Source organism: Rhodococcus sp. NPDC127593, from assembly GCF_042671975.1.
GTDB lineage: Bacteria > Actinomycetota > Actinomycetes > Mycobacteriales > Mycobacteriaceae > Rhodococcus_F.
Map to the genome: position 1 here is coordinate 1 of NZ_JBHXWI010000005.1, position 16,893 is coordinate 16,893.

General features: G+C 64.3%; 13 protein-coding genes and 2 pseudogenes. 5 read left to right on the plus strand and 10 right to left on the minus strand.

Annotated elements, in window-relative coordinates:
- Nucleotides 1–305 (plus strand): annotated as a pseudogene (locus ACFVJ3_RS05485) (steroid 3-ketoacyl-CoA thiolase); the annotation flags it as partial.
- A gap of 104 nt (nucleotides 306–409) precedes the next feature.
- Nucleotides 410–1,171, plus strand: a complete 762-nt coding sequence (locus ACFVJ3_RS05490; protein ID WP_378451105.1) for an SDR family NAD(P)-dependent oxidoreductase — start codon at nucleotides 410–412, stop codon at nucleotides 1,169–1,171.
- Nucleotides 1,172–1,251: 80 nt separating this feature from the next.
- Here the strand turns inward: ACFVJ3_RS05490 and ACFVJ3_RS05495 are convergent, their stop codons facing one another.
- The 4 genes and pseudogenes from ACFVJ3_RS05495 to ACFVJ3_RS05510 all read right to left on the minus strand — a co-directional run bounded on the left by ACFVJ3_RS05495 (nucleotide 1,252) and on the right by ACFVJ3_RS05510 (nucleotide 6,830).
- On the minus strand, nucleotides 1,252–3,027 hold the full coding sequence (locus ACFVJ3_RS05495; protein ID WP_378451106.1) for a helix-turn-helix domain-containing protein: 1,776 nt from the start codon (nucleotides 3,025–3,027) through the stop codon (nucleotides 1,252–1,254).
- Nucleotides 3,028–3,148: 121 nt separating this feature from the next.
- Nucleotides 3,149–4,477: pseudogene (locus ACFVJ3_RS05500) on the minus strand (APC family permease).
- A gap of 269 nt (nucleotides 4,478–4,746) precedes the next feature.
- The gene (locus tag ACFVJ3_RS05505) at nucleotides 4,747–5,922 is read right to left on the minus strand and encodes a pyridoxal phosphate-dependent aminotransferase (RefSeq protein ID WP_378451107.1); all 1,176 of its coding nucleotides are present in this window, start codon (nucleotides 5,920–5,922) and stop codon (nucleotides 4,747–4,749) included.
- On the minus strand, nucleotides 5,919–6,830 hold the full coding sequence (locus ACFVJ3_RS05510) for a 2-dehydropantoate 2-reductase (RefSeq protein WP_378451108.1): 912 nt from the start codon (nucleotides 6,828–6,830) through the stop codon (nucleotides 5,919–5,921). Before ACFVJ3_RS05510 ends, ACFVJ3_RS05505 begins: the two co-directional genes overlap by 4 nt.
- Before the next feature lie 566 nt (nucleotides 6,831–7,396).
- On the opposite strand from ACFVJ3_RS05510, the gene ACFVJ3_RS05515 reads away from it, so the two are divergent.
- The gene (locus ACFVJ3_RS05515; RefSeq protein WP_378451109.1) at nucleotides 7,397–8,761 is read left to right on the plus strand and encodes an MFS transporter; all 1,365 of its coding nucleotides are present in this window, start codon (nucleotides 7,397–7,399) and stop codon (nucleotides 8,759–8,761) included.
- 205 nt (nucleotides 8,762–8,966) lie between these two features.
- Here the strand turns inward: ACFVJ3_RS05515 and ACFVJ3_RS05520 are convergent, their stop codons facing one another.
- The 5 genes from ACFVJ3_RS05520 to ACFVJ3_RS05540 form a co-directional block, all read right to left on the minus strand.
- The gene (locus ACFVJ3_RS05520; RefSeq protein WP_378451110.1) at nucleotides 8,967–9,791 is read right to left on the minus strand and encodes a class II aldolase/adducin family protein; all 825 of its coding nucleotides are present in this window, start codon (nucleotides 9,789–9,791) and stop codon (nucleotides 8,967–8,969) included.
- A 173-nt stretch (nucleotides 9,792–9,964) separates the two neighbouring features.
- Nucleotides 9,965–10,801 carry an alanine dehydrogenase gene (locus ACFVJ3_RS05525; protein WP_378451315.1) on the minus strand — a complete coding sequence of 279 codons (837 nt, stop codon included), beginning with the start codon at nucleotides 10,799–10,801 and terminating at the stop codon, nucleotides 9,965–9,967.
- Nucleotides 10,802–10,967: 166 nt separating this feature from the next.
- On the minus strand, nucleotides 10,968–11,744 hold the full coding sequence (locus ACFVJ3_RS05530; RefSeq protein WP_378451111.1) for an enoyl-CoA hydratase: 777 nt from the start codon (nucleotides 11,742–11,744) through the stop codon (nucleotides 10,968–10,970).
- The gene (locus tag ACFVJ3_RS05535) at nucleotides 11,741–12,820 is read right to left on the minus strand and encodes an enoyl-CoA hydratase/isomerase family protein (RefSeq protein ID WP_378451112.1); all 1,080 of its coding nucleotides are present in this window, start codon (nucleotides 12,818–12,820) and stop codon (nucleotides 11,741–11,743) included. Before ACFVJ3_RS05535 ends, ACFVJ3_RS05530 begins: the two co-directional genes overlap by 4 nt.
- Nucleotides 12,817–13,995, minus strand: a complete 1,179-nt coding sequence (locus ACFVJ3_RS05540; protein WP_378451113.1) for an isobutyryl-CoA dehydrogenase — start codon at nucleotides 13,993–13,995, stop codon at nucleotides 12,817–12,819. The genes ACFVJ3_RS05535 and ACFVJ3_RS05540 overlap by 4 nt, the downstream gene beginning before the upstream one ends.
- Before the next feature lie 204 nt (nucleotides 13,996–14,199).
- Between ACFVJ3_RS05540 and ACFVJ3_RS05545 the strand changes: the two genes are divergently transcribed.
- Entirely contained in the window at nucleotides 14,200–14,682 is a 483-nt protein-coding gene (locus ACFVJ3_RS05545) for a MarR family winged helix-turn-helix transcriptional regulator (protein ID WP_378451114.1), read from the plus strand.
- Complete coding sequence (locus ACFVJ3_RS05550; protein WP_378451115.1) at nucleotides 14,679–15,590, plus strand: LysR family transcriptional regulator; 912 nt, start codon at nucleotides 14,679–14,681, stop codon at nucleotides 15,588–15,590. Before ACFVJ3_RS05545 ends, ACFVJ3_RS05550 begins: the two co-directional genes overlap by 4 nt.
- Nucleotides 15,591–15,675: 85 nt before the next feature.
- On the opposite strand, the gene ACFVJ3_RS05555 is transcribed toward ACFVJ3_RS05550, so the two are convergent.
- A complete protein-coding gene (locus tag ACFVJ3_RS05555; RefSeq protein WP_378451116.1) occupies nucleotides 15,676–16,890 on the minus strand; it encodes a CaiB/BaiF CoA transferase family protein in 1,215 nt (404 codons plus the stop codon).
- Nucleotides 16,891–16,893: the final 3 nt, after the last annotated feature.

Sequence of the window (16,893 nt, forward strand, 5' to 3'; positions counted from 1 at the left end):
CGATCCCGGCGACCAAGAAGATCCTCGCGAGGTCGGGACTGAGCATCGACGACATCGACGCCTACGAGGTCAACGAGGCGTTCGCGCCGGTGCCGCTGGCGTGGGCGCACGAGTTCGGCGCAGACCCGGCCAAGCTCAACCCCTGGGGCGGCGCCATCGCGCTCGGGCACGCCCTCGGTTCCTCGGGCACCCGCCTGCTGAGCACCCTGGTCAACAACCTCGAGGCCACCGGCGGACGCTACGGCCTGCAGACCATGTGCGAGGGCGCGGGCATGGCCAACGCCACCATCATCGAACGCATCTGACCCGAAGCTGTCATCTCACCCAGCGTGGCGATGCGCCGGTCTGTCGACACCCCAAATTCATCGCGCATCAACGCTTTCCCACCATTCACACAGAGGAGAATTGCATGAATATCTCGGGATCGGTCGCGGTCGTGACCGGCGGAGCATCCGGGTTGGGTAACGCCACCGCCAGGGCACTACACGAGCGCGGCGCTCAGGTCGTGCTTCTCGATCTACCGTCGTCCGGCGGGGATATCGCCGCCAAGGAGATCGGAGAGGGTGCCCACTTCGCGCCGGCCGACGTCACCTCGGAGGCGGATGTCGTCGCGGCGATCGACTTTGCTGCGTCCCTCGGCGATCTGCGCGTGGTCGTCAACTGTGCCGGCGTCGGGACGCCAGGCAAGGTTCTCGGTAAGACCGGAGCACTGCCTCTCGCCGACTTCGAGCGAGTCATCCGCATCAACCTGGTCGGCACCTTCAACGTCCTCCGCCTCGCCGCGCAGAAGATCGCGGCAACCGATCCCGTCCAGGGCGAACGTGGCGTCATCATCGATACCGCATCGGTCGCCGCATTCGACGGGCAGATCGGGCAGCCCGCCTACGCAGCCTCGAAGGGCGGAGTCGCGGCGATGACGCTGCCGATCGCCCGCGAACTCGCTCGTCACCAGATCCGAGTAATGACCATCGCGCCCGGAATCTTCGAAACCCCCATGTCGGCAGGGCTGCCCGAGGAAGCGCAGAATTCCCTCGGACAGCAGGTGCCGCACCCGTCCCGGCTCGGCAAAGCCACCGAATATGCTGCCCTCGCAGCGCACATCATCGACAACGCCATGCTCAACGGTGAAACCATCCGCCTCGACGGTGCTATCCGCATGGCTCCGAAATAACAATGAGCGAGCGGTGATTGGTCCCCGCAGCGTTGGCACCGAGGTTCGGTGCATCGCTGCGGGACCGCACCCTTTCGACGTCAGGAGAAGTCGCGGCGATGGTGTCGTTCACCGAGACGGTGTGCACTCGACCGCAAACGGAGAACAACTTGCAGGTCGGTTGATCGGTCACTCGACCGCCAATCCGGTCCGAGGATCCGGTCGATTGCGAGGAGTCGCTGATCGAGGGTGTTGACATGAACGTTGAGCGCGTGTGCAGTCGCCGAGCGACGCTGATGCAGGCGAAGGTATTCCGCGAGCGTCTGCAGCAGCGGGGTCTTGCGCCGAGCTTCTTCTTCGAGCAAGGGGCCGAGGGTGTCGGTGATGAGTTTGGTGATCTGGGCTTCTGAGGCACCCCCGAGAAGTATCCGGTAGAGACCGAGATCCGCACTGGTGCCGATCTGACCACTGCGCCCGAGCGCGAACATCACGTCGAGCGTTTCCTGGGCCTCGATGTGGCTGGTGGCGATCTTCGGCGCCTCGACAGCAGACCCGATCCCGGCTGTGACCTTGCCGACGAGCGAGTCCGGCCAGCATCTGGACAGACCTTCGGAGGCGGTGGCGGGTGCGACGACAAGTACCCGCGTGCCATACTCGGCGATCACCGTCCCAGCTGGCCACCGCACTTCCTCCAGTAGCAGACGCAGGCGGCCTCCCAGTTGATGGTGCTGTTCTTCAGCAACGATCACGACGTACTCGACGTCCGGGTTGATCCCGGCGATCCATGCCTGTTGCCGAAACTCTGCCGCCTCCAAATTGGTTCGCCCCAGAAGGGCAATGAGGACGGAATCCTGCGTTCGCCGGGATGCTTCCTTGACCGCGTCCTCGGCCATGCATGCCAGTGCCAGCGCGGAGTCGGCCCGCTCGAGGAACCTGCGGTCGGGTTGAGCCTGGTCATCGATCAGGAGATAGCCGAGCGTATTTCCGCCGGCAAGGATGGGCCGTGCCGTTGTGCCGTGCGGGTGGGTTTCGATCGAACGGACGAACGTCACAACGGTTCCGGTGATGCGGGAGATTTCGGTAACAAGATCCGTGACACCACCGCCCCGCAGGACGAGCTGGGTGAAGGACTCGTCCCACCGCAGCACTTGTTCCAATTCACGGCTTCGCTGTTCGAGATCCTGATTTGCCGCTCTCAGACGCTCGGATTTGGCTGCATTCTCGATGGCGACGGCCGCGTGGGCCGCGAGGGAAACCATCAGCTCCGTTGCATCGATTCCGAAGGTTCGATGCTCGCGGACCGCGGCGAACAGCATTCCGATCGGATGCCCACCCGAGGCCAATGGCGCGCCGATGAGAGCTTGTACGCCCTCCGCGGACATGGTCGTGTCGGCGCCGGCTTCGTGGACGAAACTCCGGTCATCGAGGTAGCTGCTGGTTGTGACCGGTTCTCCTCGACGGATCGCCTCGGCGACCAACCCCAACGTCAGCGGGTGTGTGACTCCCTGCAGCGCAGAGGAGACCGTCCCGCTGGTGACCTCGATCCGCATCACCTGCGCATCGATCAGGCTGAGATACGCCAGGTCGACCCCCAGGAGCATCCGCGCCTGGTCGACGATTTCCTGGAGAAGTGAACCTAGGTCAGGAACGGCCGACAGCCTGCTTGCGATCGTGTTGAGCGCAGACAGCTCGGTGCTTCGTTGCCGCCGCTGTCTCAGCAGTTCGATGGCTCGTGCTGCCATCGATCGCTGACGGTCGACGGCTTCGGATGGTCTGCCTTGGTCGACGAGACACTGTGTATGCCAAGTCAAGTCCTCGGCCGATGCCTCGTCGAGAACGAGTTGCAACCAACCACCGTCGTCGTGATGCGCCGTCATGTGTTCTACCGCCAACTTCGTTGTTTCGATGGTCGTCGTGGCCCCGGAGTGGGCCCAGTACTTCCGGCGGTCCCGTCGTGGTTCCAGCAGTCGGCGCCGAAACCACGACGGACGTTCGAGCTCAGACCGGGGAGGTTGGCACTGGTTCGCTGCCCTGGTGTTGCTCGGTCGATGCTGCGCTGGTGCCACTGATTGTCACGGTCTCGCCCCGCTCCTGTTTACCCACCATCGAGTGCCGGAGACCGTAGCCGAAGTAGACGGCACCCCCGATCACCATCCAGATGAGGAAGCGGATCCACGTGAGAGCCGAAAGATTGAGCATCAGCCACAGGCAGGAGACGATCGCGAGAACCGGAATAACCGGCATCCACGGTACGGAGAATCCACGTGGCAGATCGGGCCGGGTACGCCGCAGCACGATGACACCGGCGGCAACGACGGTGAAGGCGAACAGCGTACCGACATTGACCATCTCTTCGAGTTTCTCGATGGGGAAGACTGCAGCCACGATGGCGACAATGATGCCGACGACCACCTGAATGCGTGCCGGCGTACCGAAGCGGCCCGTCTTGGCCAGGGGCCGGGGAAGCAGCCCGTCGCGGGACATCGCGAACAGCACCCGGGACTGGCCCAGCATCAACACCATCACGACGGTGGTCAGACCGGCGAGGGCCCCGACCGATATCGCCTTTTCCGCCCAGATCACACCGTTCTGCCCGAATGCGTATGCGAGATTCTTCGGTTGCCCGTTCCCGGCCGATGTCGCGAGGTCGGTGTAGCTGACCATTCCGGTTACCACGACGGTCACCAGGAAGTAGAGCACGGTGACTACGGCGAGAGAGCCCAAGATTCCGCGCGGAACATCTCGCTTCGGGTTCTTGGTTTCCTCCGCGGTGGTTGCGACGGCGTCGAATCCGATGAAGGCCATGAAGACGATCGATGCTGCGGCACCATCATCACAGCCGTCAAGGTCGGCGTGGTTCTCCTGGTCATCGTCGTCGGATTCTTCTACATCAAGGCAGACAACTACACACCGTTCGTGCCTCAATCGGTACCCGCTCCGACCGGCGGCAAGTCAATCGAGTCGAGCCTGTTCTCGCTGATCACCGGCGGCGGCGACTCCAGTTACGGGTGGTACGGCGTGCTGGCTTAGATCCCACCCGAGGATCCAGGCAAGGAATTCGCCGAAGGTTGCGTATCCAAAGGTGTAGGCCGAGCCGGCAACCGGAACTGTGGAGGCGAACTCGGAGTAACACAGTGCGGCCAATCCGCACGCGATCGCAGCCATGACGAAGGACAGCGATATCGCAGGCCCCGCCTTGTTTCCTGCGATCGATGCGGTGATGGTGAAAATTCCGGCTCCGATCACGACCGACACACCGAAGACCGTGAGGTCCCACCAGGTCAAGCTCTTTTTCAGTCGACTGCCGGGCTCGTTCGCATCGGCCATCGACTGTTCGACGGACTTTCTTCGGGTCAGCGGGTTGCTCAAGAGAAGCTCCTTGGGAAATTGGGCAGCGGAAAGACGCAGATGTTCATATTCGAAACTGCACCTCGTCGGCGTGGCCGACCGCACCGATCATGCGACAGCGGGCTGTGCTGTCGACGTCCGATGCGGCCAAGCCAGATTCAAGTGATCGTCTCGATCCAGATCGCCATGTGGAACCCCTGCCATCGGTCTGGGAATGTCCAGAACCGAGATGACAAACCGCCGTCAGTTCACCCGAGGGAGGCGACGAACTTTCCGAGGCGCAGAATTCCCTCGCGAAGATCGTCGATCGACGCCGCGTACGACAGCCGGACGTGCGAGTCGGCAGTATGCATGCCGAAGTCCTTGCCCGGAGTGAGTGCGACGTGCGCCTCTTCGAGGGCACGCTCGCAGAACTGCCAGGAAGTCAGGCCGGTATGACTGACGTCGAAGTAGACATAGAACGCGCCGTCCGGGGGAACGGGAACGGGGAGTCCGATTTGCTGCAGGCCATCGAGGACATACGCCCGTCGCTCAGCGAACTCGACGCGACGGGACTCGCAGACTGCGAGGGATTCGGCTTCGAAGCATGCCATAGCGGCGTGCTGCGCGGGAGCGGAAGCACAGAGAAAGTAGTTCTGCGCCAGACGCTCCATTGCCGGCACAAGGATCTCGGGAACGACGCACCACCCGAGACGCCACCCCGTCATGCCGAAGTACTTCGAGAAACTGTTGATGACAACGGCATCCGGATCGAAAGACAGCACACTTCGCGGCGGGCGACCATCCTCGTCATGATCGCTGAGGTTGAGATAGATCTCGTCGACAATGCGCCAGGCGCCCCGCTCGCGGGCGTACGCACAGATGGCGGCCAACTCGTCGGCCGGAACCGAGGTGCCCGTCGGGTTGGACGGGGTGGCAACCATGACCCCGCGCGTGCGCTCGGTCCAGTTCGCACGAACCGATGCCGAATCCAGCTGAAAGCGGGTAGCCGCACCAGCCCGGACGAGTCGTACACTCGCACCGAAGCTTTCGACGATCTGACGGTTGCAGGGATAGGAGGGGTCACCGATGATCCACTCGTCGCCCGGATCGACCAGAGCCGCGGCGGCCAGCAACAACGCGGCAGAAGCCCCCGAAGTCACGACTACCCGGGCCGGGTCGACCGTGACGCCGTGTTGGGAGAGATAGAAGTTGGCGATCGCCTGTCTCAGTTGTGGGAGACCGACTGCCGCCGTATAAGTCAAGGGCCGGCCATCCATGACCTCCCGCATCGCGGTCAGGACCGCAGGGGGCGCTCCGAAATCCGGCTCGCCGATACTGAGCTTGACGACGTGGTGCCCTTGGGACTCCAGCGCGGCGGCATGCTTGCCGAACTCCATCGCGTAGAAGGGGGCAACAGACTGTGCGCGTTGTGAAAGGTTCATGCTTCGACCTCCGGCTTGATTGCGGCAACTAGTGAAAGGACGAGACGGTTGACCGGCACGTCGATGCCGTGGCGTTCTGCTATCCGCACCACCGCTCCGGTGAGTGCGTCGTACTCGAGGGCCCTGCCTGCCAAGCGATCTTGCCGCATGGAGGTGGTGCTGCCCGCCGGAACGTTCTGGAGCCACTGCATCGCGTGGTCGGCGTGCTCGTCGGTGAGTGCGGCACCGTCGGCACGGCCGACTGCGACGGCCTCGCGCATGATTGTTCGAGCGATGTCCGCGACAGCGGGATCGCGCATGACGTCGGCACGTCGACCGGTGAGGGCGGTCAACGGATTCGCGGTGATATTGGTGAGTAGTTTCGCCCAGGCGACAGTTTTCAGGTCAGGCTCTGTCGACAGGCGCATCCCACCCGCGGTCAGGTCGGTGGCGATCGCGGAACTCGCCTCGTCGTCGGGCACAGCCAGGTCGAGTGCGCCGACTCGACGGAGGATTGCCTGCCCGGGGGCGGTACGCTCCACATTCAGGTAGACGACGCTCGGTACCACCTTGGCGGCCGAGACGTAGGGCAGAACACGCTCATTCAGCTCGACGCCGTTCTGCGCGACCAGAACGGTGGATTCAGGGTGTGCAACGGCGCGTAGCCAGTTCGCGACTGAGGGCGTGTGGTGAGCCTTCACCGCGACGATCGCGGTGGTGTGGCCCACGATGTCGGCAGGATCGGTCGCGTGCCGGACAGGCCAGGTTTGTGTGACCCCGTCTTCGGTGATCTCGATGCGGTCGATGGGTTCCCGTCCGCCGCAGACGGTGATCGGCCGGCCTGTTCGGGCCAGTGCGGAGGCCAGTGAGAGGCCGATCGCGCCCGCGCCGATGACCGCTACGGGTCGCTCACGTACAAGGGTGGTCATGTGGGTTTCCTCAGTGTCGGTCGGTACAACAACAGGCCTCGAGCGGACGTCATCACCGTCCAGATCGGAGCCCGCCAGAAGCTCGTGAACGGCGTCCACGGCACGGTGACAGGTTCGCCGCCATGACGTCGCCGGTTGTGTGTGACGGCTCACAGCACCTGATAGAGGAAGAGTAGTTGCTCACCCCGGCAAAGTTTTTCCAATCATCTGCGATACAGCGACGTTCAGAGGAAAAGAATTGCCTGCTGAGGGAGATGAGTGGAAAGAAGTTGTTCGGCCCCGGGGAAGCGAGCCAGGCGGTGCCTTCGGGTGCAGCGATGGGCAGTCGCCCACCATTTCCCCGCCACCTGAGAGCCGAGGCTTCACGGGGAGGACAATGCAACCCGACGTAGATCCTCTCCATTTATTGAGTGACATGTCAGACCAAATGTCCGTAGCCTGCGCCACCTTGGATTCGTAGTGTGTCTGCCATCACCTCGGCCGCGCTGCCCTGTCCAGGCAGGTCCCCTTGCTAGCGAGGTGGGTAACGCCCGTTTCTCTCGCATGCCAACGAGGAGTCAATTCGAATGACGACGACCAAAGCCGGTGCCACCGCACTCGAAACCCGAGTGGTGAAGAAGGTGACACGCCGGCTGATTCCCTTTCTGGCGGTGCTCTACTTCGTCAACTACCTCGACCGGACGAATGTGGGATTTGCGAAGCTCACCATGAGTGCGGAACTCGGCATGACCGAGACGATGTTCGGTCTCGCCTCAGGCCTGTTCTTCGTCGGCTATCTCCTCTTCGAGGTGCCGAGCAATCTTGCGCTTCACCGGTTCGGCGCCCGAATGTGGATCGCCCGAATCATGTTCACTTGGGGCATTCTCGCCGCCGCACTCGCTTTCGTCCCGAACGTCGGGAGCCTGTATATCCTGCGAGTCCTCCTCGGGATCGCCGAGGCAGGGTTCTTCCCCGGCGTCATGCTGTATCTGACGTTCTGGTTCCCGAAGAAGTACCGAGTACGGCTGCTCGGGTTGTTTCTCTTGACTCTTCCGGCTTCGTCGGTGATCGGTGCCCCTTTGTCTGCCGCGATCATGCAGTTCGGTGACGGACTCTTCGGGCTGTCGGGCTGGCGAGTGATGTATTTGCTCGAGGGTTTGCCAGCGGTGCTACTCGCAGTCGCGGTGTGGTTCTACCTGACGGACCGACCGTCCCAGGCGAAATGGCTGGATCACGACGAACGCGAGTGGCTCATCGCTACGATGTCCGCCGAAGAGCGGGAGACTGCAGGGCGCCACACTCCCACCTCGCTTCTGCAGACGCTGCGCAACACTCGCGTCCTCGGATTCGGGATCGTGTACTTCGGCATCAGTTACGGCATGTACGCTCTCAGCTTCTTCCTGCCCACCATCGTCTCAGGCCTCGCAACAACTTTCGGCACCAAGTTCTCGGTGTTCCAGACCGGGCTGATTGTCGCGGTGCCATTCCTCATCGGTTCGGTGGCGATGGTGTTGTGGAGTCGGCACTCGGACCGGACGGGTGAGCGGGTTTGGCACGTGGCCGCACCGACGTTGCTCGCCGCGGTGACGATACCGGTGGCGCTGTACATGAATTCACCGTTCGCGGCGATGGCTGTGGTAACCCTGTGTGCCGTCGGCGTGCTCTGTGCGATGCCTGTATTCTGGTATCTCCCCACAACGTTTCTCACCGGGACAAGTGCGGCGGCTGGGATCGCGATGGTCAACTCGATCGGCAACATGTCCGGCTTCGGTGCGCCATACGTGACGGGGTGGCTCACCGATCTCACCGGCAGTGTGAAAGCCGGGCTCTGGGTAGTGGGTGCAGTCATGCTGGTAGCGGCGATTCTCACCATTGTTCTGCAGCGGCGAAGCGCCAGTACTGACGGATCCGCCTCGGCCCGCTCTTCGAAGGATGTCGTGGAAGCGCGCTGACCTGCCGGTATGGGATGAGCTCATCGCGGAGCCGGAGCAAGCACAGAATCGGGCTTGCTCCGGCTCCTGTTGTGAACTTTGTTGTTCATTCGATCGGGTGCCTCTGCGGTCGACCGTCAAGTTCTGGTCGAGTCGCGGGTCATGTACGACTGAAGGGGGCAGCCGGGTCGGCAGCCCCCTTCGGACAGGTGTCGCAGCGATGTCGTCAGTCGAAGAGATCGGGTTGTTCGGTGGTGATCTCGTCCCAAAGCGGGCGAAAGCTCAGCCACCCCGCGAACGGAGTTCCTACTTCCTCATAGGTGAACTTGGCGGTCTCTGCGTCCATTTCCAGTGGCTTGCCGGCCGCCAAGACTGCCAGTTGCACCTGGGCGCAGCGTTCCATGGCGATGAACCACCACGCCGCCTCGCTGACCGACTGCCCAGTCGTGATCAGGCCGTGGTGTTGAAGGACTGCGGCCTTCATGCCCCCAAGAGCTGCGGCGATCCTCTGCCCTTCCTCCCGGTAGCTGGCCGGGCCGCCGTAGAAGTCGTACAGCGCGTGATCCTCGTAGAAGGCCGCCGAATCCTGGTTCAGGGGAAGGATTTTCTGACCCAACGACGCCAGAGCGCGCCCATATACCGAGTGCGTATGGGCGGCCGCGACAACGTCAGGTCGCGCAGCATGGACCTCGGAATGGATGAAAAATCCTGCTCGATTCACTGTCCCGCGACCCTCGACGACGTTGCCTTCATGGCTCACCAGGATGAGGTCGGATACGCGAATTTGCTTGAAGCTCTTCGTAAAGGGGTTGACCCAGAAGTGGTCGGTGAGTTCGGGATCGCGGACCGTCATGTGGCCGGCGACGCCTTCACCGAAACCGAACTTGCCGAACAAGCGGAAGGACGCAGCCAGTTCTCTCTTGCGGAGCAGCCTCTCCTCCTCGATTGACAATCCCTCCGGAGGCTGGGGAACCCCGTCCTGCGGGACGAGAATGTTGGCACCTTCGGCACGACCATCGTGCTGAGTTGCGATCGTTTCTGCTGTTGTCATTGCTGATCCTCCTGACCCCGAGCTCGGGTATCGTTGCTAGCCAATCGGGTTGCCTGCCGGGATGGCGAATGGTCAACCCGAAACTGTCGCCCAGCCGACGGTACGAGCACGGGCTGGGAAAGGTAATGGATGAACGCTCTACCATTGAGGTTTGTCACTGTAGAACCGCTCCGTTACGGCGTTCCGCGCCGAGGGATGACCTCTACAACTTCAGGAGCCGAAACTCTTGGCAGCGGTGTATCCGTGCGCCTCGGCAACCTCGGTGGACAGCACTGTCCGTCGTGGGTGGACAGTCCCTCGGCGAGTCCGGGAACGGTCGCGGTGGCCTCTTTCCAGCCCTTGTCGGCGAGGGCGACGACGTAGGGGAGGGTGGCGTTGGTGAGCGCGTATGTGGAGGTGCGGGGGACGGCGCCGGGCATGTTGGCGACGCAGTAGAAGACGGAGTCGTGGACCTGGTAGGTGGGCTCGGCGTGCGTGGTGGGCTTCGAGTCCTCGAAGCAGCCGCCCTGGTCGATGGCGATGTCGACGAGGACCGAGCCGGGCTTCATCCGGGAGACGAGGGTGTTGGAGACGAGGGTGGGTGCCTTGGCGCCCGGGACGAGGACCGCACCGATGACCAGGTCGGCGCCCTGGACGGCCTGCTCGAGTTCGAGGCTGTTGGAGGTGATGGTCTTGACCTGGCCGTGGTACTGGGCGTCGATCTCGCGGAGGCGGGCGATGGAGGTGGTCTTCGACGCGAGCAGGGCGTCGGTGCAGTCCTTGGACGCGGCGAGGTGCAGGTAGGTGAAGAGCACCTGGTCCTGGCGCAGGCGGGCGTATTCCTCAGCGATGGGTTCTTTGACCTTCAGGAGCAGATCGGCGGTGTCCCATACCTGGTCGGCGGTCGAGAGGATCTGGGCGCCTGCGGCTTTGAAGTCCTCGTCGGCGAAGGACGAGCCGATGCCGGCGCCGGATTCGATGACGACTTCGTGGCCGCGTTCGCTGAGTTCGTGGACACCGGCGGGGCTGATGGCCGGTAATTCTTCGAGTCCGGAAGATTTTCCCGATTATTTGTGATGCGCCCCCATGTGGAGGCAAGAATTTGCGAGCTGGCGACAATCGCTGGAAAGAATTTGTTCACACACACGAAGGCCCCGCACCGGGTACTCGGTGCGGGGCGCTCGTGCCAGGCAGAAACTAGCGGTGTGCGAACTCCGGCGTGCGCTTCTCCACGAACGCGGCCATGCCTTCCTTCTGGTCCTCGGTGGCGAAGGTGGAGTGGAACACTCGCCGTTCGAAGCGGATCCCTTCGGTGAGGGTGGTTTCGAATGCCCGGTTGACTGCTTCCTTCGCCATCATTGCGACGGGCAGCGACATCTCGGCGACCGTGGTGGCCGTCTGCAGTGCTTCGTCGAACAGGTCGGCGGCAGGGACGATCCGGGACACGAGTCCGGCGCGTTCGGCTTCCTCGGCGTCCATGGTGCGGCCGGTCAGGCACAGCTCCATCGCCTTTGCCTTACCGACGGCGCGGGTCAGTCGCTGCGAGCCGCCGATGCCGGGGATGACGCCGAGCTTGATCTCGGGCTGACCGAACTTGGCGGTGTCCGCGGCGAGGAGGATGTCGCACATCATTGCCAACTCGCATCCGCCGCCGAGGGCGTATCCCGCTACTGCGGCGATGATGGGTTTGCGTGCGGCGGCGATGCGGTCGCCGATGGAGAAGAAGTCGTCCAGGTAGACGTCCATGTACGACTTGGTTTGCATTTCCTTGATATCGGCGCCGGCGGCGAACGCGCGGTCGGAGCCGGTGATGAGGATGGCCCCGATGTCGCTGTCGGAGTCGAGTTCTTCGACGGCGATCACGAGTTCGCGTAGAAGCTGGGTGTTCAACGCGTTGAGGGCTTTCGGGCGGTTGAGGGTGATGATCCCGACCCGGCCCTTGCGGTCGAGGAGGATGGTGTCGTAGTCGGTCACAGGTTGTCTCCGGTTGTCGTGGGTGGGGTGAGCCCGAGTTCGAGGTCGCCGAGCGGTGCGAAGAACGCGTCGACCCGCGCCGGGTCGACCTCCTCGATCGTGGCGGGCGACCACCGCGGGTTGCGGTCCTTGTCCACGACCTGCGCCCGAATTCCCTCGACGAGGTCGGGCGAGCTCAGGCAGGCCACCGACACCCGGAATTCGTCATTGAGCACCTCCTCGAGGCTGCCGGCCCGCCGCGCCCGGCGCAGCGAGGCCAACGTGACCGCGCACGCGGTCGGCGACTTCGAGCGCACCTGCCCGGCCGCCTTCTCCGCCTCGGGCACCCCACTGCCGCGCAACCGGGCCACGATCTCGGCGACACTGTCGGCCGAGTACGCGGCGTCGATCCAGCCCCGCTGCGCCAGCAGCTCCGAGGCCGGAGCCGGTTCGGTGAACGCGGCCAGGGCCTCGTCCACCGATGTTTCCGTCAGCCTCTGCACGAACCCGTCGATCCTCTCGGATGGGAGGAAGTGGTCGGCGAAACCGCATGCGATCGCGTCGCCGGCACCGAGCCGCGCCGTCGTCAACGCGATGTGCGTGCCCAACTCCCCCGGGGTACGGGCCAGCAGATAGGTGCCCCCGACGTCCGGGACGAAACCGATCCCGGTCTCGGGCATCCCGATCATCGACCGCTCGGTGACGATCCGCACACTGCCGTGCGCCGACACCCCGACCCCGCCACCCATCACGATGCCGTCCATGATCGCCACATACGGCTTGCCGTAACCCGCGATGGCCGCGTTGAGGATGTACTCCTCACGCCAGAACTCCCGCGAACCGGTGCCACCCTCCTTCGCGTCGTGATAGATCGACACGATGTCGCCGCCCGCGCACAGGCCACGCTCGCCGGCGCCGGTGAGGACCACCGCGCGCACCTCGTCGTCGCCGGACCACTCCGCCAGCGCCGCCGCGATCCGCCGCACCATCGCATGATTGAGGGCGTTGATCGCCTTCGGCCGATTCAACACGATGCGGCCCAGCCCGCCGCTCTTGCCGATCAGAACTTCCGGTTCCGCCGATACCGCGTCACTCATGCCGCTCCCTGCTTTCCCTGTCCTGGCTTTCCCTTACCCGCGCCGCCGACGACGCTCCGGGCGATGACCACCCGCATGATCTCGTTGCTGCCCTCGAGGATCTGATGGACCCGCAGGTCGCGGACGATCTTCTCGATTCCGTACTCGGCAAGATAGCCGTACCCACCGTGCAGTTGCAGCGCCCTGTTGGCCACCTCGAAACCGGTGTCGGTGGCGAACCGCTTCGCCATGGCACACAGTTCGACGACGTCGGGAGCGCCGTCCTCGAGCGCGGCCGCCGCCCGCCACAACAAAGTGCGGGCCGCCTCCAGCTCGGTGCGCATGTCCGCGAGCTGAAACTGCAGCGCCTGCGATTCGATCAGCGGCGACCCGAACGCCTTCCGGTCCGACAGGTAGGCGACGGCCTTGTCCAAAGCGGTCTGCGCCCCGCCCACCGAGCACGCCGCGATGTTGAGCCGGCCACCGTTGAGGCCCGCCATCGCGATCCGGAACCCACCACCCTCGGCGCCGAGCAGATTCGCCGCCGGCACCCGCACGTCCTCGAAGATCACCTGACGGGTGGGCTGGGCATTCCAGCCCATCTTCACCTCGTTCGGCCCGAACGACAGACCCGGCGAACCCTTCGGCACGATGAACGCCGAAATCCCGCGAGGCCCGCCCTCCCCGGTGCGGGCCATCACCACGTACACATCGGACGTGCCCGCACCGGAAATGAACTGCTTGACCCCATTCAGCACGTAGTCGTCGCCGACGCGGACCGCCCGGGTACTCAGCGCCGCCGCATCCGAACCGGCACCCGGCTCGGTCAGGCAGTAACTGCCCAGCTGATCCATCGAACACAACCCCGGCACCCACGCGTGCCGCTGCTCGTCGGTGCCGAACCTGTCGATCATCCACGTCACCATGTTGTGGATGGAAATGTACGCGGCGATCGACGGGCACCCCTTCGCCAGCTGCTCGAAGATCCGGGCCGCATCGACACGAGTCAGCTCCGATCCACCCACGTCCTCGCGGATATAGATCCCACCCATCCCCAACGACGCCGCCTTACGGAGAACGTCCACGGGGAAATGCTTGGCCTGATCCCACTCCACGGCGTGCGGCGCGAGATGCTCGGCCGCGAAGTCGCGGGCGGTGTCGCTGATCGCCCGCTCGTCATCGGTCAAGGTGAACATATGAATCGACCCTTTCAGATCGGGGAGGTTGGAAGTACTATAGTTGGACATCCATGCAAATTGCCAGTGGGTGTGACCCACTCCAAACCGACACGCTTCGACACGGGAAGCGCCGATACAGTCCCGTCGCCGACGGCGAGTTTCGAGAAGTACACACTCAGGGCGTTCATTCGACGCCCATTCCGGATAACTAGGAGGCTTCCGGTGGCCATTGCGCAACCACCCCACTCGGCGCCGGCAGCCGACGCTGTGGCGCCGTATACGCTGATCGCCGCCGTACTGCAGACGCAGAAGCTGATCAGCCATCAACTCGACTCCGCGTTGCGTCCGCTCGGACTGTCCTTCGCCCGGTACGAGGTCTTGGCCATAATGGTCGCCGCGAACGCTCCGCTGCCCATGGTGCGGATCGTCCGCGCCCTGGACAGGCATCCCACCACCATCGGAACGCTGATCGAAGGACTCGAAGGTTCCGGGTTGGCCGTACGGGCGATCAATCGCTCCGATCGCCGCTCGACCCTGGTCACGATCACGGACAAGGGCCGCGAGGTGGCCGTCTCGGCGACCCGAGCCCTCGATGCCGTCGCCCTCGTGGACCCGCAGGTGATGCGTCGTCTCCACGACGATCTGCAACAGCTACTCTCCGCAACCCGACGTGCATCGACCGCCGCACCGGGAGGCCGACCGTGATCGACGTCCGCAACATCCGCTCGGATGACCTTCGGTATCTGCTCGCGGTCGCGCGAACCGGTCGCCGGCAATCCGCGGCGCTGGACCTGGGCGTCGACCACACCACCGTCTCGCGGCGAATACGCGCCCTCGAGAAGGCCTTGGGTGTCCGACTGCTGCAGCGCAGCGCCGACAGCTGGGAGCTGACCGATGTCGGCCGGTCGATTGCGGAGAAGGCGCGACTGATCGAGGAAGCCGTTCAGGAAGCCGCCGACGTGGTCCTCGGCATCGGTGAAAACTCACTGCGGGGAACCATCCGGATCACTGCTCCGGACGGATTCGGGTCGTTGTTCGTCGCTCCCGCACTGGCCAAGCTGCGGATGAGTCACCCACACCTTGTCGTCGAGTTGATCACGGATACAAGGCAATTGAATCTCTATCAATCGGGGTTCGACCTCGCTGTCGCGGTGGGCACACCGATCACCAGCCGGCTTGTCTCCGAACGTGTTTGCCAGTACTCGCTGGGGTTGTACGGCAGCGAACAGTACTTCCGCGACCACGGCGAACCCGGCAGCCTGGAAGAGCTGACCGCTCATCCGCTGGTCTTCTTCGTCGACTCCCTGCTGCAGGTCGGGGATCTCGACTTGAGCCGACATCTGCCCGGCGTCGCAGCAAAGTTCATGTCCACCAACATCTTCGCTCATGTTGCCGCCACGCGTTCCGGCGGGGGCATCGGGCTGTTGCCCGCGTTCATGGCGGATCAGCATGCCGATCTGCGCAGGATTCTGCCCGATGCCGTCGACGTTCGGCTCGCCTTCTCCCTGGCCGCGCGCCGCGAAAGCCTCACCAATCCGGCGGTACAAGCGGTCCGGCAGGCGATTCAGGAAGAGGCGCGCAGTCGGCGAGAAGAACTGGTCCCCACCGTGTAATTGCCGGGCCCACCCGGGGCGGCGTCGCAGGACGCAGACTCCTGCAACGCCGCTGACCGGTGTGACAGCCGGGCTCTCACCGAAATCACGCCTGCGCGGGCACCATGGCATCGAGCGGATCGGTGGTGTCGACCGAGTCGAGCCAGTCGAGAATCTGTTCGGTGTGCTGTCCGAGCACCGGCGGCGCGGAGTGCGCGGACCGCACCAACGATTCACCGTAGGCCGTTTCCATCCGCAAGGACGGACCCGGCAACTGCACCGGCCCCGCCACGGGGTGCTCGACCTGCACCAGCAGCCCCTGGCTGCGGGTCTGCTCCCATTCGTAGACCTCGTCGATCGTTCGGATCGACCCCGCGGGAACACCCGCGGCCTCGAGTTCGGCGAGGACATCGACCCGACTGCGGCCGGCGAAGTCGGACTCGATCGCGGCGATCAACGCATCCCGCGCCGCGACCCGATCCCGGTTGACGGCGAACCGCGGATCCTGGGCGGACAGACCGGCCACCGGGGCGAATTTCGCCCAGATCGCCTCGCTGCCGACCGCGATCTGAACGTATCCGTCTGCGCAGCGGAAGCTGCCGTACGGTGCGATCTGCGGGTGATGGTTGCCGGACCGCTGCGCGACCTGTCCACCGACCGTCCACTTGGTGCCCTGGAAGGTGTGGGCGCTGACCGCCGCGGCCAACAGGGACGTCCGCACGACCATGCCCTTGCCGGTCTTTTCTCTCGATGCCAGTGCGGCCGACACACCCGTGGCGCCGTGGACACCGGCGAGGACGTCGGCGATCGGGACTCCGATCCGCGTCGGTTCCCCGTCGGGGTCACCGGTCACCGACATCAGCCCGGCCTCGCCCTGGGCGATCTGGTCGTAGCCGGCGCGGGATCCCTCCGGCCCGTCATGCCCGAAGCCGGTGATCGACAACGTGATCAGGCGCGGGTTGAGCTCCTCGAGCACGTCGGCTGCAAATCCGAGCCGGTCGAATGCGCCGGGCCGCAGGTTCTCGATCAGCACGTCCGCGCGCCGGATCAGGCGACGGAGCGCGTCCTTACCGTGCTCGGATTTGAGGTCGAGGACGATCGATTCCTTGTTCCGGTTCGCCGACATGAAGTACGACGACTGCGGGTCATCTTGCGGCCCGACGAACGGCGGCCCCCAGGTGCGGGAGTCGTCGCCGGTGCCCGGGGCTTCGACCTTGATCACGCGGGCTCCGAGGTCACCGAGCATCATTGCGGCGATGGGCCCCGCCAAAGCGCGGGAGAGGTCGAGGACGAGGATGTCGCCGAGAGGTCCGACAGTCATGGT

Bases quoted from the DNA above. Each gene is read 5' to 3' on its own strand.
- ACFVJ3_RS05490 (WP_378451105.1), top strand. From the start codon at position 410: ATGAATATCTCGGGATCGGTCGCGGTCGTGACCGGCGGAGCATCCGGG.
- ACFVJ3_RS05495 (WP_378451106.1), bottom strand. From the start codon at position 3,027: ATGACGGCGCATCACGACGACGGTGGTTGGTTGCAACTCGTTCTCGAC.
- ACFVJ3_RS05505 (WP_378451107.1), bottom strand. From the start codon at position 5,922: ATGAACCTTTCACAACGCGCACAGTCTGTTGCCCCCTTCTACGCGATG.
- ACFVJ3_RS05510 (WP_378451108.1), bottom strand. From the start codon at position 6,830: ATGACCACCCTTGTACGTGAGCGACCCGTAGCGGTCATCGGCGCGGGC.
- ACFVJ3_RS05515 (WP_378451109.1), top strand. From the start codon at position 7,397: ATGACGACGACCAAAGCCGGTGCCACCGCACTCGAAACCCGAGTGGTG.
- ACFVJ3_RS05520 (WP_378451110.1), bottom strand. From the start codon at position 9,791: ATGACAACAGCAGAAACGATCGCAACTCAGCACGATGGTCGTGCCGAA.
- ACFVJ3_RS05535 (WP_378451112.1), bottom strand. From the start codon at position 12,820: ATGAGTGACGCGGTATCGGCGGAACCGGAAGTTCTGATCGGCAAGAGC.
- ACFVJ3_RS05540 (WP_378451113.1), bottom strand. From the start codon at position 13,995: ATGTTCACCTTGACCGATGACGAGCGGGCGATCAGCGACACCGCCCGC.
- ACFVJ3_RS05555 (WP_378451116.1), bottom strand. From the start codon at position 16,890: ATGACTGTCGGACCTCTCGGCGACATCCTCGTCCTCGACCTCTCCCGC.